The organism is Tistrella mobilis (assembly GCF_039634785.1).
Taxonomy (GTDB): Bacteria; Pseudomonadota; Alphaproteobacteria; order Tistrellales; family Tistrellaceae; genus Tistrella; species Tistrella mobilis.
Genome location: NZ_JBBIAB010000006.1, coordinates 99,705 through 123,775, shown reverse-complemented (window position 1 = coordinate 123,775; position 24,071 = coordinate 99,705). Strand labels below are relative to the sequence as shown.

The 24,071-nt window shown below is 70.2% G+C and carries 22 protein-coding genes; 8 read left to right on the top strand and 14 right to left on the bottom strand.

The window, feature by feature from the left end:
- The first annotated feature begins 77 nt into the window (after positions 1–77).
- Together WI697_RS10425 and WI697_RS10420 are read left to right on the top strand one after the other, a co-directional pair.
- Positions 78–2,198 carry a TonB-dependent receptor gene (locus WI697_RS10425; RefSeq protein ID WP_345958398.1) on the top strand — a complete coding sequence of 707 codons (2,121 nt, stop codon included), beginning with the start codon at positions 78–80 and terminating at the stop codon, positions 2,196–2,198.
- Positions 2,198–3,229, top strand: coding sequence for a class I SAM-dependent methyltransferase (locus WI697_RS10420; RefSeq protein ID WP_345958556.1), 1,032 nt, complete (start codon positions 2,198–2,200; stop codon positions 3,227–3,229). Before WI697_RS10425 ends, WI697_RS10420 begins: the two co-directional genes overlap by 1 nt.
- Here WI697_RS10420 and WI697_RS10415 read toward each other — a convergent pair.
- From WI697_RS10415 to WI697_RS10400, 4 genes are read right to left on the bottom strand one after another with little or no spacing between them, the layout of a single operon-like run.
- A complete protein-coding gene (locus WI697_RS10415) occupies positions 3,183–5,111 on the bottom strand; it encodes an asparagine synthase-related protein (protein ID WP_345958397.1) in 1,929 nt (642 codons plus the stop codon). The two genes, WI697_RS10420 and WI697_RS10415, sit on opposite strands and share 47 nt — an antisense overlap.
- A gap of 4 nt (positions 5,112–5,115) precedes the next feature.
- Positions 5,116–5,382 (bottom strand): PqqD family peptide modification chaperone, encoded by a 267-nt coding sequence (locus WI697_RS10410; RefSeq protein ID WP_062767920.1) that lies wholly within the window; start codon positions 5,380–5,382, stop codon positions 5,116–5,118.
- 49 nt (positions 5,383–5,431) lie between these two features.
- On the bottom strand, positions 5,432–6,283 hold the full coding sequence (locus tag WI697_RS10405; RefSeq protein ID WP_345958396.1) for a sulfotransferase domain-containing protein: 852 nt from the start codon (positions 6,281–6,283) through the stop codon (positions 5,432–5,434).
- Positions 6,284–6,293: 10 nt separating this feature from the next.
- Positions 6,294–7,235 (bottom strand): hypothetical protein, encoded by a 942-nt coding sequence (locus tag WI697_RS10400; protein WP_345958395.1) that lies wholly within the window; start codon positions 7,233–7,235, stop codon positions 6,294–6,296.
- 110 nt (positions 7,236–7,345) lie between these two features.
- On the opposite strand from WI697_RS10400, the gene WI697_RS10395 reads away from it, so the two are divergent.
- The gene (locus tag WI697_RS10395; RefSeq protein ID WP_345958565.1) at positions 7,346–7,513 is read left to right on the top strand and encodes a hypothetical protein; all 168 of its coding nucleotides are present in this window, start codon (positions 7,346–7,348) and stop codon (positions 7,511–7,513) included.
- Positions 7,434–8,705, top strand: coding sequence for a sugar-transfer associated ATP-grasp domain-containing protein (locus tag WI697_RS10390; protein WP_345958394.1), 1,272 nt, complete (start codon positions 7,434–7,436; stop codon positions 8,703–8,705). Before WI697_RS10395 ends, WI697_RS10390 begins: the two co-directional genes overlap by 80 nt.
- Positions 8,706–8,720: 15 nt before the next feature.
- Here the strand turns inward: WI697_RS10390 and WI697_RS10385 are convergent, their stop codons facing one another.
- A complete protein-coding gene (locus tag WI697_RS10385; protein ID WP_345958393.1) occupies positions 8,721–9,614 on the bottom strand; it encodes a LysR substrate-binding domain-containing protein in 894 nt (297 codons plus the stop codon).
- A gap of 133 nt (positions 9,615–9,747) precedes the next feature.
- Between WI697_RS10385 and WI697_RS10380 the strand changes: the two genes are divergently transcribed.
- Positions 9,748–11,259, top strand: coding sequence for an MFS transporter (locus WI697_RS10380; protein WP_345958392.1), 1,512 nt, complete (start codon positions 9,748–9,750; stop codon positions 11,257–11,259).
- Positions 11,260–11,293: 34 nt separating this feature from the next.
- Here the strand turns inward: WI697_RS10380 and WI697_RS10375 are convergent, their stop codons facing one another.
- Entirely contained in the window at positions 11,294–11,962 is a 669-nt protein-coding gene (locus tag WI697_RS10375) for an NAD(P)H-dependent oxidoreductase (RefSeq protein ID WP_345958391.1), read from the bottom strand.
- Between the two features lie 98 nt (positions 11,963–12,060).
- On the opposite strand from WI697_RS10375, the gene WI697_RS10370 reads away from it, so the two are divergent.
- On the top strand, positions 12,061–13,014 hold the full coding sequence (locus tag WI697_RS10370; RefSeq protein ID WP_345958390.1) for a LysR family transcriptional regulator: 954 nt from the start codon (positions 12,061–12,063) through the stop codon (positions 13,012–13,014).
- On the opposite strand, the gene WI697_RS10365 is transcribed toward WI697_RS10370, so the two are convergent.
- Entirely contained in the window at positions 12,974–13,810 is an 837-nt protein-coding gene (locus WI697_RS10365) for a tellurite resistance TerB family protein (protein ID WP_345958389.1), read from the bottom strand. The two genes, WI697_RS10370 and WI697_RS10365, sit on opposite strands and share 41 nt — an antisense overlap.
- Before the next feature lie 207 nt (positions 13,811–14,017).
- Here WI697_RS10365 and msrA point away from each other — a divergent pair, with 207 nt between their 5' ends.
- Positions 14,018–14,656 (top strand): peptide-methionine (S)-S-oxide reductase MsrA, encoded by a 639-nt coding sequence (gene msrA / locus WI697_RS10360; RefSeq protein WP_345958388.1) that lies wholly within the window; start codon positions 14,018–14,020, stop codon positions 14,654–14,656.
- A 9-nt stretch (positions 14,657–14,665) separates the two neighbouring features.
- Here the strand turns inward: msrA and WI697_RS10355 are convergent, their stop codons facing one another.
- The 7 genes from WI697_RS10355 to WI697_RS10325 form a co-directional block, all read right to left on the bottom strand.
- The gene (locus tag WI697_RS10355; RefSeq protein WP_345958387.1) at positions 14,666–16,378 is read right to left on the bottom strand and encodes a Na/Pi cotransporter family protein; all 1,713 of its coding nucleotides are present in this window, start codon (positions 16,376–16,378) and stop codon (positions 14,666–14,668) included.
- Positions 16,379–16,433: 55 nt separating this feature from the next.
- Positions 16,434–17,000, bottom strand: a complete 567-nt coding sequence (locus tag WI697_RS10350; RefSeq protein ID WP_345958386.1) for a hypothetical protein — start codon at positions 16,998–17,000, stop codon at positions 16,434–16,436.
- A 143-nt stretch (positions 17,001–17,143) separates the two neighbouring features.
- Positions 17,144–18,328: an acetyl-CoA C-acyltransferase gene (locus WI697_RS10345; RefSeq protein ID WP_014748028.1), complete on the bottom strand. Its 1,185-nt coding sequence runs from the start codon at positions 18,326–18,328 to the stop codon at positions 17,144–17,146.
- A gap of 206 nt (positions 18,329–18,534) precedes the next feature.
- Positions 18,535–19,257, bottom strand: coding sequence for an ABC transporter ATP-binding protein (locus WI697_RS10340; protein WP_014748029.1), 723 nt, complete (start codon positions 19,255–19,257; stop codon positions 18,535–18,537).
- Complete coding sequence (locus WI697_RS10335; RefSeq protein WP_345958385.1) at positions 19,254–20,027, bottom strand: ABC transporter ATP-binding protein; 774 nt, start codon at positions 20,025–20,027, stop codon at positions 19,254–19,256. Before WI697_RS10335 ends, WI697_RS10340 begins: the two co-directional genes overlap by 4 nt.
- Complete coding sequence (locus WI697_RS10330) at positions 20,024–21,868, bottom strand: ABC transporter permease (protein WP_345958384.1); 1,845 nt, start codon at positions 21,866–21,868, stop codon at positions 20,024–20,026. Before WI697_RS10330 ends, WI697_RS10335 begins: the two co-directional genes overlap by 4 nt.
- Positions 21,869–21,978: 110 nt before the next feature.
- Positions 21,979–23,196: an ABC transporter substrate-binding protein gene (locus WI697_RS10325; RefSeq protein WP_372096829.1), complete on the bottom strand. Its 1,218-nt coding sequence runs from the start codon at positions 23,194–23,196 to the stop codon at positions 21,979–21,981.
- Between the two features lie 259 nt (positions 23,197–23,455).
- On the opposite strand from WI697_RS10325, the gene WI697_RS10320 reads away from it, so the two are divergent.
- Positions 23,456–24,049 carry a DedA family protein gene (locus WI697_RS10320; RefSeq protein WP_345958383.1) on the top strand — a complete coding sequence of 198 codons (594 nt, stop codon included), beginning with the start codon at positions 23,456–23,458 and terminating at the stop codon, positions 24,047–24,049.
- The last annotated feature ends 22 nt before the right edge of the window (positions 24,050–24,071 follow it).

The window sequence follows — 24,071 nt, the reverse complement described above, 5'->3', positions numbered from 1 at the left end:
GTTCGCCATAAGGGCGCCCGCGGCGCTCTCGGGCGCTAGCCTCGCCCCATCTCATCCAGCGCCTTCCGGAGACGCCCATGACCACGCATCGCAGGGTCCGCACCCGCCTGCTCGCCTCCGCCGTCCCCATGCTGCTGGCCGGCGGCACGACGCTCGTCACGGGGGCGGCCCGGGCCGACGAGGACGAGACCGTCACCCGCCTCGCCCCCGTGATGGTCGAGGCGCGCCAGTGGACCGAAGATGTCCGCCGCACCCCCGGCACGGTCGATCTGCTGACGCCCGAAGATCAGGCCGGCCCGCTCGCGAACGGCCTGGCGGGCATCGCCCGGCACACGCCCAATGTGCTGATCGAACAGTCCTCGGTACAGACCCGGGTGGTGATGCGCGGCATGACCGTCGCCAACACCGCCCTGCAGGATCCGCTCGGCTTCACGGTCAACGACGTGGCCCTGCCCCATGGCGCGGTGCAGGCGCCGCGCCTGCCCGATCCCGGCAGCATGGAGATCCTGAAAGGCCCCCAGGGCAGCCTGTACGGCCGCAACACCGAGGCCGGGCTGATCCGCACCGGCACCGCCGATCCCGACTGGCAGAGCGGGGCCGAAGCCCGCGCCATCCTGGGGTTCGAAGACGGCGCCGACGGCTGGAGCCCGGCCTGGACGATCAGCGGCCGGGTCTCGGGCGCCATCGCGCCCGACAAGGCGGCGGCGTCGCTGGCGCTTCGGGCAGAACAGGCCCGCGGTCCCGGCCTCAACCTCGCCGATGGCGCCGATGACGGCGCTTCCACCGACCGGCTGACCTTTTCGGGCGGGCTGACCCTGCTGCCCGACGACGACACCGACATCTCGCTCAAAAGCGTCGTGGAGCGGGCCGATCTCGGCAAGCAGCGGCTGCGCTTCCTGACCGGCCCCTATGCCACGCCGCGCTACGTCACCAGTTACGACGCCGCCTCGTGGGACGATACGGTGACCGCCATCCAGTCGCTGCGCATCGACCATCGCGCCGGGCCGGTCGACATCACCGCCATCACCGGCTGGACGCATTATACCCGCGATTTCCGGATGGATCTGGACGGCACGCCGCTCCCCACCCTGCCGACGCTCTCTTCCCACAAGGACGACACCGTCTCGCAGGAACTGCGCATCGCCTCGCCCGATGATGGCGCGCGGCTGCGCTGGCTCGCCGGGCTTTACGGCTATGTCAGCCGCACCGATCTCGATTTCCGCATCGGCACGCCGCGGGTGGCGCGCGAGACCTCGATCGACCAGACCGGCATCGCCGGCTTCGGCCAGGCGGAATACGGCCTGACACAGGATCTGCGCGTCACCCTGGGTGCGCGGGTGGAGCGGATCGACCAGAGCGGCCGGATGCGGCTGAGCAGGGCTGCCGGCCAAAGCAGCTTCGATGCCGACATCACCGACACCACGCTTCTGCCCAAAATCTCGCTCGCCTGGGATGTGGCGCCGGACACGATGCTCCACGCCTCTTACGCCCGCGGCTATCTGCCCGGCGGCTACAATTACGGCAATGCCACAGGTCCCGGCAACCTGACCTATGGCGCCGAACACAGCTGGACAGCCGAGGCGGGTGTGAAGACCGCGCTGTTCGGCGGGCGGATGGTGGCGGATTTTGCCCTCTTCCACACCACATCGACCGACCGCCAGATCCTGGACCTCGAACCCGGCGGCGTCACCACCATCAGCAATGCCGCAGAGGCCCGCATCTACGGCGCCGAACTCGCCCTCGACGGCCGGATCGACGAGGTCTGGGGCTGGTTCGCCACCGGCGGCCTCCAGAAGGCCGAGGCCACTTCTTATCGCACCACCGTCAACCGCGGCGGCACGCTGGTCCCGGTCGACTATTCCGGCAACCGCCTGCCGATGGCGGCAGAGGCCACCTGGTCGGCCGGGCTCCGCTACGACCAGGGCGGCCCCGCCGGCGGCGACGGCTGGTTCGGCCTGATCGCCGCCAACGGCTCCGGCCCCTATTACTTCGACGGCGCCAACAGCCTGTCGCAGGACGCCTTCGCCCTGGCCGATGCCGCCCTCGGCTACCGTTTCGGCACCATCGAGGTCTCGCTTCAGGCCAGCAACATCTTCGACCGCAATGTCTATGCCCGCGCCGTCGGCGTGCCGCTCGGCCAGCTGGTCGAAGACGGCACCGGCCGCGAGGTCAGCCTTCAGGTAAAGGCCAGCTGGTGATGCGCAATCGCACGCTTCCCGTCATCGAGACCCCCGGCCGTGACGGCCTCGCCGGCCGGCTGTTCGATCTGATCCAGGCGCCGCTGCGCTGGCAGCTGCTCGCCTGTGCGCTCGATCTCGGCCTTTTCGACCGGCTCGACCCGCCGGCAACCGCCGCCGATCTCGCAGATCCCCTCGGCCTTGATGCCACCCGGCTCGGCCGTGTGCTCGACGGCCTCGCCGCCATGGGCCTGCTCGACAAGACCCATGGCCGCTATGGCCTCACCGCCGAAGCCGCACCGCTGCTCAGGGCCGATGGCGCAGGCTCCATGCGCGATCTGCTGCTCACCCTGCCCCGGCTCCGCCATGGCGACGTCGCCGGCCTGCTCAAGGATCCGGGCCCCGTGCCCGCCCCCGACATGGCATCGCCCGGCTTCTGGGACGGCTCGGCCAACAGCCTCAGGGCCTTCCACCGGGCAATGGGCGCCGATACCGCGCTCGACCTCCTCGCCCGCCTGCCCGAATGGCCCTCGGCGCGCCGCCTGCTCGATCTGGGGGCCGGGTCCGAGGTGCTGGCCTGCCGCCTGGCCGACCGGCACCCGCAGCTCGACATCACCGTCTTCGACCTGCCGCCGATGGCGGACCGCATCCGCGCCCGGCTGAACGGCCGCCCGGTCACCGTCATCGCCGGCGACATGAACGACACCGGTTTCGGCGCCGGCTACGACATCGTCTGGACATCGATGACGCTCTATTACGCCCGCGATCTGGCGGGCGTGCTGGCCCGCATCCGCCGGGCCCTCGCCCCCGGCGGGGTCTTCGTCACCCTGCACGAGGCGCTGACGGCCGAACGCACCGCCCCCGAAACCCATGTCACCGGCCGCCTGGTCCCGGCGCTCCGCGGCCAGGACCGCTCTTTCGACGACGGCGCCATCGCCGCCGCCATGGCCAGGGCCGGCTTCACCCGCATCGACAGCCGTCTGGTCGAAACCGCCTTCGGTCCGTTCAGGATGGATTGCGGGCGGGGGCGATGCCGTCCCCCCCACCTTTGACTGCCGCATGATCGTCCAGATGCCGCGCAACTATCAGGCAGTGCACCGCGATCAGCGGCAGCCAGGGCGGCACGCCGCCGTGAAGGTCGCCGGGTCGCGCCCGCACGAAATCAAGCGCGTTGGCCGCATCGGGTAACAGGGTCAGCGCGGCGCGGATCTCAGTCAGGTCGAAGAGCCGGCAGACGATCTCCGACCTCCGTGCCGCCAGCCGGTCCACCTCTGCCAGCAGGGCGGCGCGGTGGTCGGCATAGCGAATGAAGCGATCGTCATAGAGCCCGACCTTGTCCGCTTTCAGCCGCACCACATCGGGCAGGATGCCGTCCATCGCCGCCCGGAAGGGCTGACGGGCGAAGCCGTCGTCAAGGAAGAGGCCTGCCGGCAGCGACAGGACGAAGTCGACCACCCGGCGATCGAGCAGCGGGAACGAGGCTGCCAGCCCGCGCCGTGCCGCAGTGATCGCATAGAAGCTGCAGCGCGAGGGGATGTGGTGGTCGGCAAAGGCAGCCACCCGCTCTTCGGGGTCGTTGCTGACCAGGACTTTCCGCATCCGTCGGGCCTCGACCGCGTCGCGGAGTCCCGGAGCGAGAAAGCGGGCCACCCCCTTCGACGAACCATAAAGCTGGCCCCGACCGACCGATACCCCCAGCCTGCGGGCAAGACCGTCCGGCAGCAGGGGCCCGATCAACCGGCCGCGCACCGCCTGCTTCAGGCTGACTCCATCCCGTCTTGCCCGCGCCGGCAATTCGCGCGCCAGCGTCCTCAGCCAGCCGTCGCGCAGCAGCCGGGCATAAAGATTGGCACCGTGATAGCTGGCGCCTTCATCGCCCCCCACACCGCTCAGGATGCGATCGGCGCCAAAGGCGGCCGCAGCGGCAGCCATGTCATCCTCCGGCCCGTCCAGCGGCAGCCCTGGCCAGTCGGGATGCTGGGGCTGGGATGGCAGGGGCAGCAGATCCGGCGCCCCGGCATGAACGATATCCGGCTCCTGCGCCAGCACGGCAGCGATCAGCGGCCGCTCATCCAGTTCAGCCGGCCCCATGGCAGTCGGCATCAGCTTGCTGAGTGCCAGTATCCGGCCGCCGCGTTCCCGCATGCCGCGCGCCGCCAGCACGGTCACAGCCGAACTGTCGAGCCCACCGGTCAGATGGCTGGCGACGACGCCCTGCGGGGGCAAGCGGTCGTTCACGGCCTCAGTCACCAGATCACGCAATCTGGCCGCCGCCTCGTGCCGGTCGCCACGCCAGCGCCCGACCAGACGCGGATCGGGCCGATAGGCGCGGTGCAGGCGGGGGGGCCGGCCCTCTCCTGGCCGCACGGTAAGGCTGTGCCCCGCCTGAAGCATGGCGATGCCCGCATGGCCGGTATCGGCGCCGACGAAATAGCCGTGAACCAGCAGCAGGCCCAGTGCGACCGGATCGGGCGCGGCCCGTTCGGGTGACGCTGCGATCAGCCCGGCCGGCAGGCTGGCAAAGGCAAGACAACGGCCGGGCTGCAGGGTCCAGGCCAGTGGCCGGACGCCGATATAGTCCCGGCCCAGGATCAGCTCTCCGCGCGCCTCATCCCAGGCCGCCACGGCAAAATCACCATGCAGATGATCGGGAAAATCGGCCCCGTGCTGGCGGATCGCGCCGATGACGGCGGCGCCCTCGTCCGTGATGCCCCGATCGAGCCTTGTATCCAGGGCCAGAACCAACCCCTCCCGCCGGACCAGACCGGTGGTGCCGCCGGTGAAATCCAGCACCGCCAACCCCAGCGGGCCGTCGATATGGCGCGACAGGCCGGGGTTTGTGCCCGGCGCGGTCAGCCCCGCGGCCATGGCATCCAGATGCCGGTCTGAAGCCGCCTGCCCATCCAGCCGGAGCATGCCGCAGATCAGCCGCATCGGGTCAGCCTCCGGCCAGCAGGCCGCGCGCCCGCATCCGGTCGAGCAGCGGAATGATCTCCGCCCGGCAGGTCTCGGGCGTCACCTCGTATTCGGCCACCAGGCGGGCGACAAGGCCGTCTGCATCCATCGGCTCGGCGAGCATCTCCCAGATCCGTGCTGCGATCGGGTCCAGACCGTGCCAGAGGCCTGTGGAGAGGTTCAGCAGCAGCGTCTCGCCGTCGCCTGTTACGGCGGAAACGTCGTCTGCGCGGCGCAGGATCTCGGTCATCGGATCATCCCGGAGAAAGGGAACAGGCCACATGGATCACCCGCCGGGATCAACCCGCCAGGGCGTATCCCCAGCGTATCATGGTCGCGGCGCATTGATCCTCGATCGCCCGGATCTGCGCCGTGCTCAGCACGTCGCGCCATCCCTCCACGCGTCCCGACCGGAAAAACCGGCCCTGGCCCGGCAGCCGCTCGCGGAAGCCGGCCAGACTTTCCTGACCTTGCAGCGCCTTCAGGCTGGAATGAGCAACGGCCCGATCGATCTCCGCCGCTGTCGCCACGACGCCCAGCCGGTTCAGCATCGCGGCAAAACAACCATGTGTGTCCCGGCGAAGGTCTTCGTAACGGATCACCGCCACCGGCACCAGATCCTGACGGGCCCAGCTTTCGACATGGCCAGCCCAGTCACCCAGGTGATGGGAAAGCTGCGCGGCACTGCCCATGACGGCCGATCCATCACCCATCCGCCGGATGGCCTCATCGATATCGGCACCCATGTGATGCGCAAAGGAAATCGCCACATCCCGAGGATCCCGGATCAGATAGACCGCCGCCCGTGCCGCCGTTCCCAATACCGGCACACGCGCCCTGCCGGCTCCGCCCCTGCCGAAAAACGGGTCATGGGTCTTGCAGAAGGCCGGCCCTTCGAGAGGCTGGAACACCGCCACATTGAACGCGGGACGGAGCCGCTCCAGCTCATCCGGGGTCAGGAGGTCGGCATCGATCAGCATATGCTCGGCGAACTGCCGTCGCGACGTCACGGCGTAGTCGTCGGGCAGGGCATTGATATCAACGGGGGCCGCATCGCCCGCCATGAGATTGGCAAGCAACACCCGCATCCAGGTATTGCCTGATTTGGGATAAGACGCGAGCCAGACGGCGCCGGCGGGGAAGGATGCCATCTCTTGCACCTCACGCCATGTCGGCCGACATGGCCAGAATCAGATCGACGGTCTCGCCCAGGCGGCGTAGATCGCGCGGGCGGTCCAGGCGGTAGACCGGCACGTGATTGAGCACTGCCGCGATCCTGCCCGCCGGCTGCACCCGGGCCGGCCAGGCCAGGGCAAGGCGCCGGGCATGGATCTGGTTCAGCAGCAGCTGTGCGGCCGGCAGGGCCGGCAGGCGCGTCATCATGGCCATCCCATCGCCGGGAATGTCAGCCATGACCTGGATGGACGCCACGGGCACAGGCGCGGCAGGCCGGGGTACTGTCGACGGCGTGTGCTCCGGCGGGCCAAGTACCACCTTCGCCCCCCTTCCACGTACCGGTGTGCAGGACCGGTCTTCCAGACCCAGCCACGACAAGGCATCCGACCGCAACTGAAGGCCCAGCCCCTCGGGATGGACCAGAACCGGCTCCGCCGGCTCTATCACGCAGCGGTCGTCGGCGACAAGCCCCCCGCCGACCTGGCACAACGCCGCCGCCAGCGTCGACTTCCCCGACCCGGGCGGGCCGCAGAACAGATGGGCCCGGCCATCCAGGAGCACGGCCGACGCCTGCAGCACCAGCCCCGTGCCGCGCTGATGAAGAATGGCCGACAGACCGATCCCGGCCGCGAACGCCGCCATGTCGTCAACCGGGACACCCGGTGCCGGATCGAGGGTCACCCGCTCGCCATCGGCCGCCAGCAGCCGGCCGACCCCCGGCAGGTCGAGCAGCAGGTGCCGTTGGTCCACAGCCCAGCAGGGGCCGCGATGACGAGGCGCGTCCAGGCTGGCGGGACAATCCCCCCGCATGACGATCACATCGGGCCGATTGCGCCCGGCATCCTTCTGCGGGACGGCTCCGGCGAAAGAGACTCCAGACCGGGTCAACAACCCTGACGTTCTATAGATAAATGCCGTGTCACGCATATGGAGAATCTTTCCCCTCGTGCCCCCCTCTGAATATTCTCCATAGGACACATCGTCCTATAACACTATACTTAGTTCCATCTTCTCGCTCTTCAGGAAGCGCACATAGCATGGATCAGCCTCTTGTGCCTATATACTCCACTGATGCAACGGACAGCCATGGGGCACGCAAGCCCTGGCAAAAGCCGGTGCTGAACGATGCCGACGTATCCGCCTTCACCACCGGTACCGGAACCTCCGGCGTCGAAGGCATCCCCTTCCTCAAGCCCGGCTCCTGAGGCCCTCAGTGCCCGGACACCCGGCGACTGGTGGCGGGGTCTGCCCTGGGACGGAGAAGGCTGGCGGGCCTCTTCCGATCCTGATCTTGCAGATCTGAGGGAGTGGTCTGCCGCCTCGTGGCGGCAGAAGCGGCCGGCGCTTCTGCGTCTCCTTCTCCGACTTGGCGACCGTACAGCTCACCCGCTGGCCGCGAGCGCAGTCTGTTGCCGGTATGCGCGACGCAGAGGCCTCGGCGCCGGGGCTGCATGGCGCCTCTACCGCGATTGCATCGCGACTGGCGGCACGCCGCTGGATGTCGATCTATGGCGGGGACTGCATGGCGGTCGCAACCCGCTGCCGCAGAGGGCCGCCTCTCTGCTGCTCGCCCGGCTGGGCGATCCGGCCGCTCATGCCCTGCTTGCCGACAAGATGGCCGCAGCGGCACGATTGACCGCAGCGGGTGCCGTTTTTCCGGCGACGCCGGTCGTGCTCCCGCAGGGACAGGGTGTCGATCCCGACCGGCTCGTTCCGGTGGCACCGGCCAGCGCGGGGCTGTTCCTCAAACCGCGCCATGGCCATGGCGGTGCCGGTGCCTTCAGGCTCCGTCATGACTGCGGTGGCTGGCAGATCGACGCTCGGCCGGTCGATGCCACTGCCCTGGCTGCCCGGCTGAACCGACTGCTGGAGGCCGATGACCTGCTGGTCCAGGAACATCTTGCGCCCTGTACCGCCCTCGCCGATCTGGCCACGGCGGGCCGTGCGCCCGTCCTCCGGCTGGCCACCGCCCGGCGCCCCGACGAGGCTCCCTTCCTGCAGTCAGCCCTGCTGACGGTCCCGGTTCCGGACCGCCACCCGCGCGACTTCCTGCACGGCGGGATCCAGGTGCCGGTCGATCCCGCAAGTGGCCGCCTTGCCGCCGGCATCCTGCTGGGCGCCCCGCGCCGTCCGATACCCCGCCTGCCCTGGAACAACGCCCGTCTCGCGGGGCGCATTCTTCCGGGCTTCGAAGATGCCGTTGCCATGGCTCTCGGCGCCATGACCGCCCTGCCGGGACTGGCCCTGGTGCACTGGGATCTGATCCCCTCCACCCGCGGCATGGTGATGCTGGAGGGCAATACCGGCGGCAACTGGATCCTTGCCACGCTGCCGGGCGCGTTCGGCCTGGAGACAGCCTCCCTGCCACCGCTGCTCAGGGCATGGCTTCCGACTTGAGGGGACGCGCCCCCCTCAGCCCGCCGCAAACAGCCGCGTGCCCACGAAATCCACGAACACCCGCACTTTGGGCGACAGATGCCGGCTTGACGGCCAGAGCAGGCGGAACTGGCCGGGCAGGTCCAGATGCCCGGTCAGCACCGGCACCAGCCGGCCTTCGACGATCGGGGCGGCGGCCAGGAAATCGGGCATGCAGCCGATACCCAGGCCGCCGGTCACCGCCCCTTTCAGCGCCTCCATATTGTTGCAGACCATCACCGTCCGCGGCCGCGGCTCCGCCGCACCCGCGGGCAGTCTCAGCGGCCAGGGCTGCAACCGGCCGCTGTTCGGAAAACGGAAGCGCACCGCCCGGTGGCCGTCCAGGTCGCGCGGGCATTCGGGCTGCCCTGCCGCCGCCAGATAGGCGGGTGCCGCGCACAGCAGCAGCTGAAAGGGGCGCAGCGCCCGGGTCATCAGCCGGGAATCCGGCAGGTCGCCGCTGCGGATCGCCACATCGACGCCCTCGTCGATCAGGTCGACCAGCCGGTCGTTGAAATCCATCTCCAGCTCGATCTCCGGATGGGCGGCCACGAAATCGGGCAGCACCGGCATCAGCAGATGATAGGTCACGATCGGCAGGCTGACCTTCAGCCGGCCGCGCGGCACCTCCCGCGACCGCGACAGAACCGCCCGTGCGTCGTCCAGATCGTCCAGGATCCGCCGGCAGCGCTCGTGGAAGACCCGCCCCTCATCGGTCAGGCTCAGCGCGCGGGTCGACCGGGCCAGCAGCCGCACACCCATCTCCTGCTCCAGCCGCGTCACCGCCTTGCCGACGGCAGAGGCCGACAGGCCCAGCACCCGGCCGGCGGCGGCGAAACTGCCCAGATCGGCGGTGCGCACGAAAGCGGTCAGGCTGCCCAAGCGGTCCATGGCATCAACCCCCTGATTCCGGAATTTCCGTCCAGTCTGGACGGAAACCGGGCCCGGTTCCAGCCATGGCAGATCCTGATCATCCTGGTCCCGCCCTCTCTTGCTCCTCTTCCACGCATGGGACCCATCGGACATGACCTCCGTGATCAACCGCCCGCGCATCCGTCCCGGGGCGGCGCTTGCTGCCGTCTGTCTCGCGGCGGCGGCCATGCCGCTCACCTTCACCGGCACGGCAGTGGCGCTCCCGGCGATCGCCCGCGATCTCGGCGGCTCGCCGGTCGCCCTCGCCTGGGTGACCAATGCCTTCATGCTCACCTTCGGCGCCTGTCTGATGGCCGCCGGTGCGCTCGCCGATGCCCATGGCCGCCGGCGCGTATTTCTTGCCGGCACCGGCGGTTTCGCCCTCGCCTCGCTGGCGGCCGGGCTCGCCCCCGATATCCTCACCCTCGATCTCGCCCGCGCGGCCCAGGGGCTGGCGGCGGCCGCCGCCTTCTCGGGCGGCATGGCGGCCCTCGCCCAGACGGTCGAGGGGCCCGCGCGGCTCAGGGCCTTCAGCCTGGTCGGCACCGCCTTCGGCGTCGGTCTCGCCTTCGGCCCCATCGCCTCGGGCGCGATCATCGATGCCGCGGGCTGGCGGATGATCTTTGCGCTGGTGGCGGCACTCGGCCTCGCCGCCTGTCTTGCCGGCGCCCGGGCGCTCACCGAAAGCCGTGATCCCGCCGCCACCGGGCTCGATCGGGCGGGGGCGGTCGTCTTCACCCTCACCCTTACGCTTCTGACCTTCGCAACCCTCCGGGCGCCGGAAACCGGCTGGGGCGATCCGCTGGTGATCCTGCTGCTGGCCGGCACGCTGGCGGGCATCCGGGGCTTCATCCGCATCGAAGCCCGGCAGGCGCGGCCGATGCTCGATCTGTCGCTGTTCCGCAACCCGCGCTTTGCCGGCGTGCAGCTGCTCGCCGCCGCCCCGGCCTATGGTTTCGTGGTGCTGCTGGTGCTGCTGCCGGTGCGCTTCGTCGGCCTCGACGGCATGACCGCGACCGGGGCCGGCCGGATGATGATCGCACTGTCGGCGCCGCTGCTGGTGGTGCCGCTGCTCGCCGGCCGGGCGGCGCGGTGGATCTCTCCCGCCCGGCTCTGCGGCGGCGGGCTGGTGATCAACGCCGCCGGCCTCGCCTGGGCCGCCCTGCTGCCGGCCGATGCCGCGCCGCAGGCCCTGATCGGCCCGCTGGTCACCATCGGCATCGGCATCGGCCTGCCCTGGGGGCTGATGGACGGGCTGGCGGTCAGCGTGGTCGCCAGCGACCGGGCCGGCATGGCGACCGGCATCTTCTCCACCATCCGCGTGGCGGGCGAAGGCATCGCGCTGGCGGTGGTCGGCGCCCTGCTCTCGGGCCTCACCCTTGCGCAGCTGGCCGGCGCCGGGCCGATGGACGCCACCCGCCTCGCCGCCCGCCGGCTGGTGGCGGGCGATGCCGCGGCCGCCCTCGCAGCCCTGCCCGGGCAGAGCCAGGCGGCCCTGCTCGCGCATTTCGATGCCGCCTTCGACCTGCTGCTGCTGATCCTGGCCGCGGTTACGCTCGCAACCGCCCTCGTGGTCTTCGTGATGCTGGGCCGCAGCCGCGACCGCGCCGCCGCCTGCGCCTGACCCGGACTTATGCCTGACCAGAGCCCGGACCGGATCAGTACCGCCCGGCGCCCTCGGGCGTCTCGGTCCCGATCCCCGCCAGCCGCGCCGCCCAGCGGTCCAGCGCCGCCGCGCGCTCCGCCTCTGTCAGCCGTGCCGGCTGCCAGACCACTTCCGAGGCGAGCACGTCGAAGCCCACGAATTCCAGAATGCCGCGGCGGATGGGGCGGAGCACGCCGTCGATATCGCCATGCAGCCCCTCGGGCGTATAGCCGGCCGGTGCCCCGCCCGTGGTCAGCGACAGCAGCGCCCGCCGGCCGCGGAACCGGCCGGTGTCGTACATCCGCCCGTCGCCATAGATCCGGCCCATGGCGAAGCTGCGATCCACCCAGCCCTTCAGCATCGCCGGCAGGCCGAACCACCAGAGCGGAAACTGCAGGATCAGCAGGTCCGCCGCCTCCAGCCTGGCGATCTGGCGCTCCAGATCGGGGGCGAAGCCGCCTGCGCCGGTGGCTTGCATCTCTTCCGCCTGAAGCTTCAGATAGGTGGGATCGGCGGTGGTGGTGAAATTCCGCCGGTCCGAGACCGGATCGAAGCCTTCGGCATGCAGATCGGCCAGATCGACCGTATGGCCGGCCCGGGTCAGCGCGGCGGCGGCCTGCCGCGCCATAGCCGCGTTGAAGCTCTGCGGTTCGGGATGGGAGAGGACGATGAGGGCATGCATGGGGCGGGTCTCCGGTTGCGGCAGTTTGCCGGCGGCTGGCCCGCCGGTCCCTTCAAGGTGTAGAACCGGAGAAAGATGAACCCAACCGAAATGGCTTCATGACCGATTTCGATCCTGTTCAATTTCGCAGGCTGGATCCGACCCTGCTGCTGGTGCTCGACGAGGCGCTGAAGCACCGCCGGCTGACCCTTGTGGCCGAGCGGCTGGGCCTCACCCCCTCGGCCATCAGCCATGCGCTGGGGCGGCTGCGCGACATCTATGGCGACCCGCTCTTCCTGCGCCGCGCGGGCGGGATCGAGCCCACCCCCGTGGCCCTGGCCCTGGCCGGCCCGGTGCGCGCCGCACTCGAAGCGCTCGCCGCCACCATCGGCACGGCACGCGGCTTCGACCCGCGGACCGCACAGCGGGTGTTCCGGGTGGCCGCCTTCGACAACATGGTGTCGGTGATCGGCCCGCGGCTGGTCGCGGGGCTCGCGGCCGAGGCGCCGGGCCTCGGCCTCGCCTTCCTCAGCTTCGGCCGCGCCCGGGCGGTCCGCGCCCTGCTGGAGGGCGAGGTGGATCTGATGATCGGGCTTGCCAGCCACGATCCCGCCCGGCTGATCTGCCGGGTATTGTTCCACGAAGGCTATGTGCTGGCCGCGCGCCACGGCCATCCGGCCTTCGCCGACGGCCCGCCCGACCTCGCCACCTATACCGCCCTCGCCCATATCCTGGTGTCGGCCGCAGGCGACCTCGCCGGCACCATCGACGACGAGCTGGCGAAACGCGGCCTGTCGCGCCGGGTGGTGGCGGCCGTGCCACATTTCATGGGGGCGCTTGCCGTCGTCGCCGACAGCGATCTGGTCGCCACCCTGCCCGAGCGTGTGGCCCGCCGCCATGCCGCGCGCTTCGGCGTAGCACTCTGCCCGCCGCCGCTGCCGCTGGCGGGCTATGACCTCGGCATCATGCGCCGGGCCGCGTCTGCGCCCGATCCGGGCCTCGACTGGCTCGAAGCCCGGATCGATGCCGCGATCAGTTCCGCGCCGGATCCATCTCCTGGCCCGGATCGTTGAGCCCGATCACCGCCTGACGGTCCAGATGCTCCACCAGTGGCGCCGGCAGTTTCAGCCCATGGGCCAGCGCGTCCAGCCAGACCCGTTCGGCCGGATGGTCGACATCCACCGCCAGCCGCGCCGCCAGCCAGATCTCGGCCGCCCGGGCCTCGTCGGTACCGGCGGCGGCGATGTCGGGGATCGAGACCGGCGCATCCAGCACCTGGAAGATCGCCGCCTTGGTCTCTGGGTCGAAATCGCGGCGCTCCACCTCGGCGAAGATCCGGCCGCGCTCGTCGGCATCGATATGGCCGTCGGCCTTGGCCGCGCCGATCATCGCCTTCAGCACCGCCATCGCGAAGCCTTCGGCCTCGGCCGGGTCGGTGATGGTGTCGAGCGGCCGGAAAGCGGGCTCTGCGGCCGCCGCATCATCGGGCCGGGCCGGCACCGCGGCCTCGGGCGCCTTGCCCGACCGCCAGTCGGCCCAGGCCCGATAGGCCAGCGCGCCCAGCACCGCGGCGCCGCCATAGCCGAGCGCACCGCCGCCGAACTTCTTCATGGTCTTGCGGGCCTTCTTGTTGCCGAACAGGAGCCCCACCAGCCCGCCGGTCACGGCGCCGCCGCCGAACCCACCCATCATCGACCCGAGTCCACCGGCACCGCCGCCACCCCTGGCACCGCCGGTCACCTTGCCCAGCATGTCGCCCAGCCCCGAGGGGAGCCCCCCGGAGGAATGGCCCGAGGGCAGCCTGCCGCCCTGCGCGCTGCGGGACGACGCCGCCCCCATCACCTGGTCGAGCAGCTTTCTGGCATCCATGGTCGTGTCTCCCTGCGAACAGATCCGGCACCGGCCGTGTGGTCTTCGGCACATGGCCCGCCTGAAGACACGGTTCAAGGCGTGGATCTCCTATGGCATGGCAAGGACACGGGGGGGGCGCGGCGGCGGCGGGAAGCGGCGCCCCCTGGATCCGGGCACCCGCCGCTCCCATCTGGTCAGGACACCGTCCCCGAAGGAGAGTTCGAGATGAGCCTGCTCGACGGCATCCTCGGCCGCAATCGCGGTCCCTCCGCCGGCCCCTTCCCGGAGCCGCCGCCCGCCTCCCCGCTCGAAGCCGGCACCACCGAACAGGAAATCATCCTGGCCGGCGGCTGCTTCTGGTGTGTGGAAGCGGTCTATCGCGAGCTGGCCGGGGTGGTCGAGGTCACCTCGGGCTATAGCGGCGGCACGGCCGACACCGCCAATTACCCCGCGGTCTGCGGCGGCGACACCGATCATGCCGAGGCGGTGCGGATCCGCTACGACCCGCGGGTGATCGATCTGGGGCAGATCCTGAAGATCTTCTTCTCGGTCGCCCACGACCCCACCCAGGTGAACCGCCAGGGCAATGATGTCGGCCGCCAGTACCGCTCGGCGATCTTCTACGCCGATGACGGCCAGAAGGCGGTGGCCGAGGCCTATATCCGTGCGATCGACGAGGCCGGGGTCTTCGATCGCCCCGTCGCCACCGAACTCGTCCCCCTCGATCTCTTCCACGAGGCCGAGGCCTATCACCAGGACTATGCGGCGCGGAACCCCAACCAGCCCTATATCGCCCATGTCTCGGCGCCCAAGGTGGCCAGGCTCAAAGCGGCCTATCCCGACAGGCTGAAGCCGCGCGGCTGACGGCGGCCGTCACCGCCGCGGCGGTGACGGTTCTGCCCTTACGGTCTCGCCTTCATTCTCGTCTTCATCCGTCTCTTCGCCCGCAACCCGGCTCGCCAGCAGCTCGCCCGCACGGTTCAGCACCGGATAGGCGGCGGCGGCGACGATCTGGGAATTGATCAGCTTGATGTCGCGCAGCAGGTCCAGATGCTGCGCGCTGGTCAGCGCCGTCTCGGGCCGGCCGCTGCGCAGGCGGCGGAAATGGGCCAGCGTCGCCTCGGTCTCCAGCCGCCGGAACACCGCCTTTTCCGCCGCCAGCAGCCGGGCGGCGCGCAGGTCGCGGGTCATCAGCAGGGCCGCCGCCTGGGCCAGGTTGTCGCGCAGCCGGTCCAGCAGGCGCAGCAGCTCCCCCTGTCCCTCTTTCGACAGCCGCACCCCGCGCTTGTGGCATTTGCCGAGCGTCGGCAGCAGCCCCCGATCGACGGCATCCCCCGCCTGTTCCAGCCTTGTGGCGAAGGTCAGAAGATCGGTCAGCCGGCGCTCGTCGGCCGGGCTCAGCCGCGCGGGCTCGATGCCGGCGAGATAGGTCTTGAGCGCGCGGTTGACGTGGTCGAGCACATCGTCCAGCCCTTTCAGCGCCGCGATCGGCCCCGGCTCGCCGCTGCGCAGCGCCGCGCGCGCACCGGCCAGCATGTCGTCCAGCACATCGGCCATGCGCAGCACCTCACGCGTGGCGAGCCCCAGCGCGACTTCCGGCGTCTCCCGCGCCTCTTCGTCCAGATACAGCGTGCGGGCCGGATCGGCCGGCACCGCCCGCACCGGCAGCAGCCGGGCGAGCAGCCCGGCATAATGGCGCAGCACCGGCAGGAACACCGCCGCGACCGTCAGGTTGAACAGGGTGTGGAAGACCGCGACCATCCGCACCGGGTCGTCGACCAGCCGCCCCATGGCCCCCGCCACCGGCTCGATCAGGATCAGTGCCGCCACCACGCCGATGACCCGGTTGATCAGATTGCCGAGCGGCAGCCGCCGCGCCTGCGGGTCGTCGCCGCCCGCCCCCTCCAGCACCGGATTGATCGCGGTGCCCAGATTGGCGCCCAGCACCAGGGCGATCGCCATCGGCCCCGCCACCAGGCCCTGGCCCGCCATCGACATCACCAGCAGCACCACCGCCACGCTGGAATGCGCCATCCAGGTCAGTGCGGCGGCCAGCATCACCGCCGCCACCGGTGCCGCCTGCAGCAGGCCGATCAGGGTCCGCACCGCCTGGCTGTCGGCCAGCGGCGCCAGGCTGCCGCTCAGATGGTCCAGCGCCAGCAGCATCAGCCCCAGCCCGATCGCCACCCGCCCCAGATCGTGCAGCCGGCCGCGTTCCAGCCGCCGGAACACCACCACACCGATCAGCACCAGCAGCGGTGCCGCCAGCTGCACATCGAAGGCCAGAAGCTGCACGATCAGCGTGGTGCCGACATTCGCGCCCAGCATCACCGCCAGCGCCGGCACCAGGGCCAGCAGGCCGGTCGCCGCGAAACCGGTCACCATCAGCCCGGTGGCGGTGCTGCTCTGCAGCAGGGCGGTCACGCCGATCCCGGCGGCGAAGGCGCTCAACCGGCCGCGGAGCGCATGGCCCAGCCACAGCTTCAGCCGGGCGCCCGCCGCCCGCTGCACCCCCGTCTGCACCATATGCGTCCCCCACAGCAGCAGGGCGACGAAACCGGCGAAATCGATGAGGGTGGCGGTCATGACAGGACGGGCTTCCGGGGGCTGATCTGAAGGCCGCGGTATGCGGCCCGAGGGATCAACCGGCGGGGTCGTCTCCTGGTTCCCCCATGCCGTCCGCATCGGCTGGCGCCTGATCCGGGGCATCCTCGGCATCCGGCGCATGCGCGGCCTGCCAGGCCTCCAGGAAAACCGCCCAATGCTGGTCGAACTGCTCCAGCCAGGCCGCCAGGGCCGTGGCATCGGCCTCGCGCCCGTCCGCCCGCCAGCGGCGCAGGCAGAGTTCGTTGAAGGCGCGGATATAGTCGCGCACCGGTGCCAGATCCTCGCGGCCGATCCCCGCCACCTGCATGGCATAGATCACCGCGCGCAGCCCCAGAAAACCGCCGGCGGTCGGCACCATGCCCGACATGCCCGATGCCAGCCAGTCCAGCTGCAGGCTTTCCACCTCGTCGATGCTCATATCGGCGAAGACGGTCAGCAGGCCCAGCGCCACCTCTTCCGCCTCCTGCTCGTCGGGGGCGATCAGCTGGCGCACTTCGTACTGATCGAAAGGATTGTCCGGCAGATCGTCACGCAGCTCCCACACCTCGACCGCCAGCGGGGTCAGGGGGCAGGGCAGCAGCATACGTGGACTGCCTTCCATGGGCTTCGGCAACTCCGTTGCGATGGGTGCCCGTGCAGAGTTCCACGAAGCCCGGCCATGCACAATGCTTCAGATCAAAACGACGACCGCCCGGCGGAAAATCCGCTGGGCGGTCGCATCAGACAAAGACGGGGTCTGCCGGATCAGACGATCTCGAACAGGCCGGCACCGCCCATGCCGCCGCCGATGCACATGGTCACGACCACATACTTCACGCCGCGGCGCTTGCCTTCGATCATCGCATGGCCGGCCAGGCGCGCGCCCGACATGCCATAGGGGTGGCCGACCGAGATCGCGCCGCCGTCGACATTCAGCTTCGCGGGGTCGATGCCCAGCTTGTCGCGGCAATACAGCACCTGCACCGCGAAGGCCTCGTTCAGCTCCCACAGGCCGATATCGTCGATCTTCAGCCCGTTGCGCTCCAGCAGGCGCGGGATCGCGAAGACCGGGCCGATGCCCATCTCGTCGGGCTCGCAGCCGGCGACCTGGAAACCGCGGAAGATGCCCAGCGGCTGCAGGCCCTTCTGCTCGGCCAGCTTCGCATTCATCAGCACATGGGCCGAGGCGCCGTCCGACAGCTGGCTGGCATTGCCGGCGGTGACGGTCTTGCCTTCGCCGCGCACGGGCTTCAGCGACGACAGGCCTTCCAGCGTGGTCTCGCCGCGCATGCCCTCGTCGCGGTCCAGCGTCACTTCGCGCTTCGAAATCTCGCCGGTCTGCTTGTCGGCCACCAGCATCGTGGTGGTCATCGGCACGATCTCGTCCTTGAAGCGGCCGGCCTCGAAGGCGGCGAAGGTGCGGCGCTGGCTTTCCAGCCCGTACTCGTCCTGCGCCTCGCGGCTGATGCCGTAGCGGGCGGCCACCACCTCGGCGGTGTCGATCATCGGCAGATAGAGTTCCGGCTTCATGCGCAGGATCTCTTCATCCGCCGCGCGGTAGGTGTTCATCTTGTCGTTCTGCACCAGGCTGATCGACTCGACGCCACCGGCCACCGCGACCGGCACCTTGTCGTACATGATCGCGCGGGCGGCCAGCGCCATCGACTGCAGGCCCGAGCTGCACTGGCGGTCGATGGTGGTGCCCGAGGTGGTCACCGGCAGGCCGGCCAGGATCGCCGCCTGACGCGCCACATTGCCGCCGGTCGAGCCCTGCTGCAGCGCCGAGCCCAGCACCACGTCCTCGACCTCGGCCGGGTCGATGCCGGCACGGGCGACCGCATGGCGGATGGCATGGGCGGCAAGCTGCTGGCCGCTGGTGTCGTTGAAGGCACCACGATAGGCTTTGCCGATCGGCGTGCGGGCGGTGGAGACGATGACGGCTTCGGTCATAGGAGCGCTTCCTCGGACGGGCATCCCGGTTCACGGGCATGCGGGGCTGATCTGCACGCAGGCGGGCGCCGGCGGCCCCCTCCCGGCCGCGGCACCTTCTCTCGGAAACAAGGCTCTTTCATACGAACGTTTGTGTCAACAGGCCCGGGCGAACATTCCGCAGGGCGGTATCGGCCTCAACCGTGGGGATGATCACCCGCCGCGGCCTAGACCGCGAGATAGGCATCCCTCACATCCGGCCGTGCGTCCAGCTCGGCCATCGTGCCGGTAAAGCGCACGCGGCCCTTCTCCATCACATAGACCCGGTCGGCCAGCGCGCGGGCGACCGCCAGGTTCTGTTCCGACAGCAGCAGCGCCAGCCCCTCGCGCTTCAGCGTCGCCAGCATCCGGGTCATCTCTTCCACGATCCGGGGCGCCAGCCCCTCGGACGGCTCGTCCAGCAGCACCAGCGACGGGTTGCCCATCAGCGTGCGGGCGATGGTCAGCATCTGCTGTTCGCCGCCGCTCATCCGGCCCGCCGGCCGGTCGGCCAGTTCGGCCAGGTTGGGGAACAGCCGGATCAGCGCCTCCACCGTCCAGTGCGGGGCGCCGGGGCGGGCGTCGCGCCGGCCGACCTCCAGATTCTCCAGCGTGGTCAGTTCGGTGAAGATCCGCCGGTCCTCGGGCACCCAGCCGATGCCGCGGCGGACGATTTCATGGGTCGGCAGCCGCGAGATGTCGGCGCCTTCAAAGGTCACCCGGCCCAGCCGGCGGGGCACCAGCCCCAGCACCGCCTTCAGCACGGTCGACTTGCCGGCGCCGTTGCGGCCCAGCAGCGCCACCACCTCTCCCGGTGCGACCGAAAGCGACAGCCCGTCCAGAATCAGCGCCGAACCATAGAAGGCGCTCAGCTCCTCCACAGCCAGAAGAGCGGCGGGCCCGTCGGTCATCTCGTCTTATCCCTCCCGTCCGGCAGCGTGGCGCCACCAAGATAGACCTCGCGCACCCGCGGATCGGTCCTCACCTCGTCGGGCCGGCCCTCGGCCAGCACCCGGCCGCGATGCAGCACCATCAACCGGTCGGCATGGCCGAAAACGGCATCCATGTCGTGCTCGGTGAACAGCACGCCCATGCCGGTCTCGCGCACCAGTGCCGACACCAGCTGCATCAGCCCGGCCCGTTCCGCAGGCGCCATGCCGGCGGTGGGCTCGTCCATCAGCAGCAGTTTCGGCCGGTTGGCGATGGCGATCGCCAGTTCCAGCCGCTTGACGTCGCCATAGGCCAGCTCGCCCGCCGCCCGCCCGGCGTGCTCCCCCAGGCCGATCCGTTCCAGCAAGGCATTTGCATCGTCCATATGCCGCCGGTCGGCGCGGCCGAACAAGCGGAAACTCTCTCGCCGGGCCGCAATCAGCGCCGCCTGCACGTTCTCGCGCACGGTCATGGAGCCGAAAACCTCGGTGATCTGGAAGGTGCGCCCAACCCCCAGCCGCCGGATCCGCCGCGGCGGCCAGCCGGTCACCTCGGTGCCCAGCATCACCACCCGTCCGGCATCGGGGGCAATCTCGCCGTTCAGCAGGTTGAAGCAGGTCGATTTGCCGGCGCCGTTGGGGCCGATCAGCGCCAGCATCCGCCCGGGCTCGACCCGGATCGACACCTGGTCGACGGCGCGCACCCCGCCCCAGGCCTTGACCAGCCCCTCCGCCTCCAGCACGGGCGTCACCGGCGGTGCCTCCGCGGCAGCAGGGCGGGCAGACCGCCCAGCCCGCGCGGCACCAGGGCGGCCACCACCACGATCAGCAGGCCCAGCACCAGTTTGGAAAGATCGGTGCTGGCGGTCAGCCAGATCGACAGGCCGCGGAACACGCCCGCCCCCAGCACGGCGCCCGATACCGTCTCCACACCGCCCAGCAGCACCATCGCCAGCGCATCGACCGACAGCGGAATGGCCAGCACGTCCGGAAACACGCTGCCCTTCAGATAGGCGTGGAGCACGCCGGCAAGCCCCGCCATCACGCCCGCGACCACGAAGGCCGCCCATTGCATCCGCCGCCGGTCCAGCCCGATCGCCTCGGCCCGGCGCGGCGCATCGGCCAGGGCGCGCAGCGCCTGGCCGAAGGGCGCGAAGGTGATCATGCGCAGCAGCGCCACGCCCGCGATCGCCACCACCGCCGCCAGCCGGAAGAATGCGGCCGGGTCGGAAACGGCCCGGGGCGGCCAGACCCCCAGAATGCCGTTGTCGCCGCCGGTGACCGACACCCATTGAAAGGCGATCGACCAGGCGATCTGGGCGAAGGCGAGCGTCAGCATGGCCAGATAGACGCCCGAAAGCCTGACGCAGAACCAGCCGAACACCACCGCCCCGGCGCCGGCCAGCGCCACGCCCGCCGCCGCGGCCGGCCCCATCGCCAGGCCGAACCCGGTCGCGGCCAGCGCCGTGCCATAGGCGCCCAGGCCGAAATAGGCGGCATGGCCGAACGACACCACGCCCGCCGTACTCATCAGGAACTGCAGGCTCTGGGCGAAGAGCGCGAAAATCGCGATCTCGGCCGCCACCCCCAGCACATAGCCGCCGGTCACGACGGGCAGGCCCGCCACCAGCACCGCCAGCCCCGCGATCACCGCGGCCTTCAGCGGCACCGGCCAGGGGGCCCAGGGCTTGCGCACGAAACCGGCCGCGGCCCCGCGCGCCGGCGCCTCGGCCCGCCCCAGCAGGCCCTGCGGCCGCACCACCAGCACCACCGCCATCACCAGGAAGGCGATCACCAGAGAGATTTCGGGCAGGACCAGAATGCCGAAGGCGTTCAGCTCCGACACGATCACCGCGGCCAGGAAAGCGCCGGTGATGCTGCCCAGCCCGCCGATCACCACCACCACGAAGATCTCGACGATGATCCCAAGATCCATGGTGTGAGAAACGGCCGCCCGCGGCAGTTGCAGCGCGCCGCCGAGCCCGGCCAGGAACACGCCCAGCGCGAACACGCCGGTGAACAGCAGCCGCTGGTCCACGCCCAGCGCCGCCACCATGTCGCGGTCCTGGGTCGCCGCGCGGACCAGAATGCCGAACCGGGTGCGACGGAAAATCAGGAACAGCCCCGCCAGCACGATCGGCCCGGCGGCGATCAGCACCAGATCATAGGTCGGCAGCGCCTGGCCCAGGATCATGACCGCCCCGTCTAGCCCGGGGGCGCGCGGGCCCACCAGATCCTCGGGGCCCCAGATCAGCACCACGACGTCCTGCACCGCCAGCGTCAGCCCGAAGGTCGCCAGCAGCTGGAACAGTTCCGGCACGCGATAGAGCCGGCGCAGCAGAACGATCTCGGTGATGGCGCCCAGCACCGCGGTCACCGCGGCCGCGGCCAGGATCGCCGCCCACCAGCCCGGCCCGCCCGCCCAGAGCCCGGCGAAGGTCCAGGCCAGATAGGCGCCCAGCATGTAGAAGGCGCCATGGGCGAAGTTCACGATCCGGGTCACGCCGAAGATGATCGACAGCCCCGACGCCGCCAGAAACAGCGAAGACGCACTGGCAAGGCCGGTGAGGAACTGGGCGAGGATCAGGTCCAAGCAGAAGATCCGATGAAGCTGGGGCCGGGCAGCAGACAGGGTATGCGGGCGATCAGGTGCACCAGTCTACACCGGATGCCCGCGCATGTGCGAGCATGGCGACGGGCCGGTTATCCGCCTGGCCGGAGCTTCGCCGCCTCGGCCTCGGCCGGCAGATAATCGGCGCCGTTGCGATAGACCGCATCGACCATCCGCCCCTTGCCGTCGACCACCGCCGTGCGGCCGACGAAGGCGCCCAGCGTCGACTGATGATCGGCGGCGCGATAGGTGATGGGGCCGAAGGGCGTGTCCACCGTCACCCCCTTCGCCGCCTCGACCAGCGCCGCGGTGTCGGTCGACTTCGCCCTGGCGATGATCGCCGCGATCGATTTCACCGTCACATAGCCCACGATCGATCCCAGCCGCGGATGATCGTTCCAGCGCGCCTGATAGGCCTCCAGGAACGCCTTGTGCTCGGGCGTGTCGATCGCATACCAGGGATAGCCGGTCACGATCCAGCCTTCCGGCGCCTCGGCGCCCAGCGGGTCCAGATATTCCGGCTCGCCGGTCAGGAAGCTGACCACCGACCGGTCCTTGAACAGGCCGCGGGTCGTGCCCTCGCGGACCAGCTTTACCAGATCGGGGCCGAAGGTGACGTTCAGGATCGCCTCGGGCTCGGCCGCCGCGATCGCCTGCACCACCGGGCCCGCATCGATCTTGCCCTGCGGCGGCCACTGCTCCGCCACCCATTCGATATCGGGCCGCTTTTCCGACAGAAGCTTTCGAAACTCGGCCACGGCCGACTGGCCGTATTCGTAATTGGGCGCGATGGTCGCCCAGCGCTTCGCCGGCAGCTTCGCCGCCTCTTCGGCCAGCATCGCCGCCTGCATGTGGTTGCTGGGCCGCAGGCGGAAGGTGACGTCATTGCCCTTCGACCAGACCAGCGCATCGGTCAGCGGCTCGGCGGCCAGGAAGAACACCTCGCGCCGCGCGGCATAATCGGCGACCGCCAGACCCACATGAGAGAAGAAGGTACCGGCGACCAGCGCCACCTCTTCGCGGGTCACCAGCTCGTTCACCGCGTTCAGCGCATCGGCCGGCTTGCCGGCATCATCGCGCGAGACGAATTCCAGCGGCCGCCCCAGCACCCCGCCGGCCGCATTCACCTCGTCCAGCGCCAGCTGCCAGCCCTTGCGATAGGGCTCGGTAAAGGCCGGCAGCGCCGAATAGCTGTTGACCTCGCCCACCCGGATCGACTCGGCGGCCCGCACGGGCGCCCCCGCCGCCGCCATCCCGGCCACGATACCAAGCGCCGCCAGCACGGCGCGGGAAAGCTGGATCCTGGTCATGAGCAAACTCTCTCCGCAACGGGCTCTCCGCAACGGCCCGCAGACCCCGCCACGGGCGCCGGACCATCCTGTCCCGCACAGGTAATGCTTATCCGGAGCAAAAGTCCACCCTGCTCTCACGGTCCCGCCGGCATGCCGCCGTCCGCGGCCAATCCCCGCATTCCAGAACCGCCGCGATCTGGTCACTGCCCTCCGACCGCAGGGCATGATATGAACGGGCAGTGAACCACCGTCCGGAGGGGCCGCGCGCCCTCGATCCATGCCGCAATCCATCGTCGATCTGCTGATGTCCGCCGGGCTCGCGGGGGTGGCCTTTCTGGCCTTCGCCGAGAAATACGTGCCGATCATCCCCTCCTATGTGATGCTCGCCGCCTTCGGGGCGCTGGGCGATCGGATGGAAGGCGGCATCGTCGCGACCGTCGTGGCGGCCACGATCGGATCGGTGGTGGGGGCCGTCGGCTGGTACTGGGTCGGCCGGGTGCTGTCGGAACGCACCGAGCGTTTCGTCGCCCGCCGCGGCCGCTATATCCTGCTCACCCCCCAGCTTTATGGCCGGATGCGCGAAGCCTATGGCAGCCGGCCCTTTCTGGTGACGCTGATCGCCCAGACCATTCCCACGGTCCGGATCTTCATCGGCCTGCCGGCGGGGGTGATGCGCCTGCCCTTCCGGCCCTATCTGGCCGCCACCATCGTCGGCACCGCGCTCTGGAACACGCCGCTGGTGGTGCTGGGCGACGTGCTGGCCGAAAGCCGGATGGACACCACCCAGGTGATGATGTGGTTCGCCGCCGCCGTGCTGGCGGTGGAGATCACCGCCTTCCTGGTCTGGCGGCTGATGCGGCGCCCCGGCTGATCCTTATCCAGACCGCCGCCTC

Bases quoted from the DNA above. Each gene is read 5' to 3' on its own strand.
- WI697_RS10365 (WP_345958389.1), bottom strand. From the start codon at position 13,810: ATGGATGCCAGAAAGCTGCTCGACCAGGTGATGGGGGCGGCGTCGTCC.
- WI697_RS10425 (WP_345958398.1), top strand. From the start codon at position 78: ATGACCACGCATCGCAGGGTCCGCACCCGCCTGCTCGCCTCCGCCGTC.
- msrA (WP_345958388.1), top strand. From the start codon at position 14,018: ATGAGCCTGCTCGACGGCATCCTCGGCCGCAATCGCGGTCCCTCCGCC.
- WI697_RS10390 (WP_345958394.1), top strand. From the start codon at position 7,434: ATGCCGACGTATCCGCCTTCACCACCGGTACCGGAACCTCCGGCGTCG.
- WI697_RS10370 (WP_345958390.1), top strand. From the start codon at position 12,061: ATGACCGATTTCGATCCTGTTCAATTTCGCAGGCTGGATCCGACCCTG.
- WI697_RS10320 (WP_345958383.1), top strand. From the start codon at position 23,456: ATGCCGCAATCCATCGTCGATCTGCTGATGTCCGCCGGGCTCGCGGGG.
- WI697_RS10350 (WP_345958386.1), bottom strand. From the start codon at position 17,000: ATGGAAGGCAGTCCACGTATGCTGCTGCCCTGCCCCCTGACCCCGCTG.
- WI697_RS10385 (WP_345958393.1), bottom strand. From the start codon at position 9,614: ATGGACCGCTTGGGCAGCCTGACCGCTTTCGTGCGCACCGCCGATCTG.
- WI697_RS10355 (WP_345958387.1), bottom strand. From the start codon at position 16,378: ATGACCGCCACCCTCATCGATTTCGCCGGTTTCGTCGCCCTGCTGCTG.
- WI697_RS10375 (WP_345958391.1), bottom strand. From the start codon at position 11,962: ATGCATGCCCTCATCGTCCTCTCCCATCCCGAACCGCAGAGCTTCAAC.
- WI697_RS10400 (WP_345958395.1), bottom strand. From the start codon at position 7,235: ATGCGTGACACGGCATTTATCTATAGAACGTCAGGGTTGTTGACCCGG.
- WI697_RS10405 (WP_345958396.1), bottom strand. From the start codon at position 6,283: ATGGCATCCTTCCCCGCCGGCGCCGTCTGGCTCGCGTCTTATCCCAAA.
- WI697_RS10345 (WP_014748028.1), bottom strand. From the start codon at position 18,328: ATGACCGAAGCCGTCATCGTCTCCACCGCCCGCACGCCGATCGGCAAA.
- WI697_RS10395 (WP_345958565.1), top strand. From the start codon at position 7,346: ATGGATCAGCCTCTTGTGCCTATATACTCCACTGATGCAACGGACAGC.
- WI697_RS10340 (WP_014748029.1), bottom strand. From the start codon at position 19,257: ATGACCGACGGGCCCGCCGCTCTTCTGGCTGTGGAGGAGCTGAGCGCC.
- WI697_RS10415 (WP_345958397.1), bottom strand. From the start codon at position 5,111: ATGCGGCTGATCTGCGGCATGCTCCGGCTGGATGGGCAGGCGGCTTCA.
- WI697_RS10410 (WP_062767920.1), bottom strand. From the start codon at position 5,382: ATGACCGAGATCCTGCGCCGCGCAGACGACGTTTCCGCCGTAACAGGC.
- WI697_RS10380 (WP_345958392.1), top strand. From the start codon at position 9,748: ATGACCTCCGTGATCAACCGCCCGCGCATCCGTCCCGGGGCGGCGCTT.
- WI697_RS10420 (WP_345958556.1), top strand. From the start codon at position 2,198: ATGCGCAATCGCACGCTTCCCGTCATCGAGACCCCCGGCCGTGACGGC.
- WI697_RS10325 (WP_372096829.1), bottom strand. From the start codon at position 23,196: ATGACCAGGATCCAGCTTTCCCGCGCCGTGCTGGCGGCGCTTGGTATC.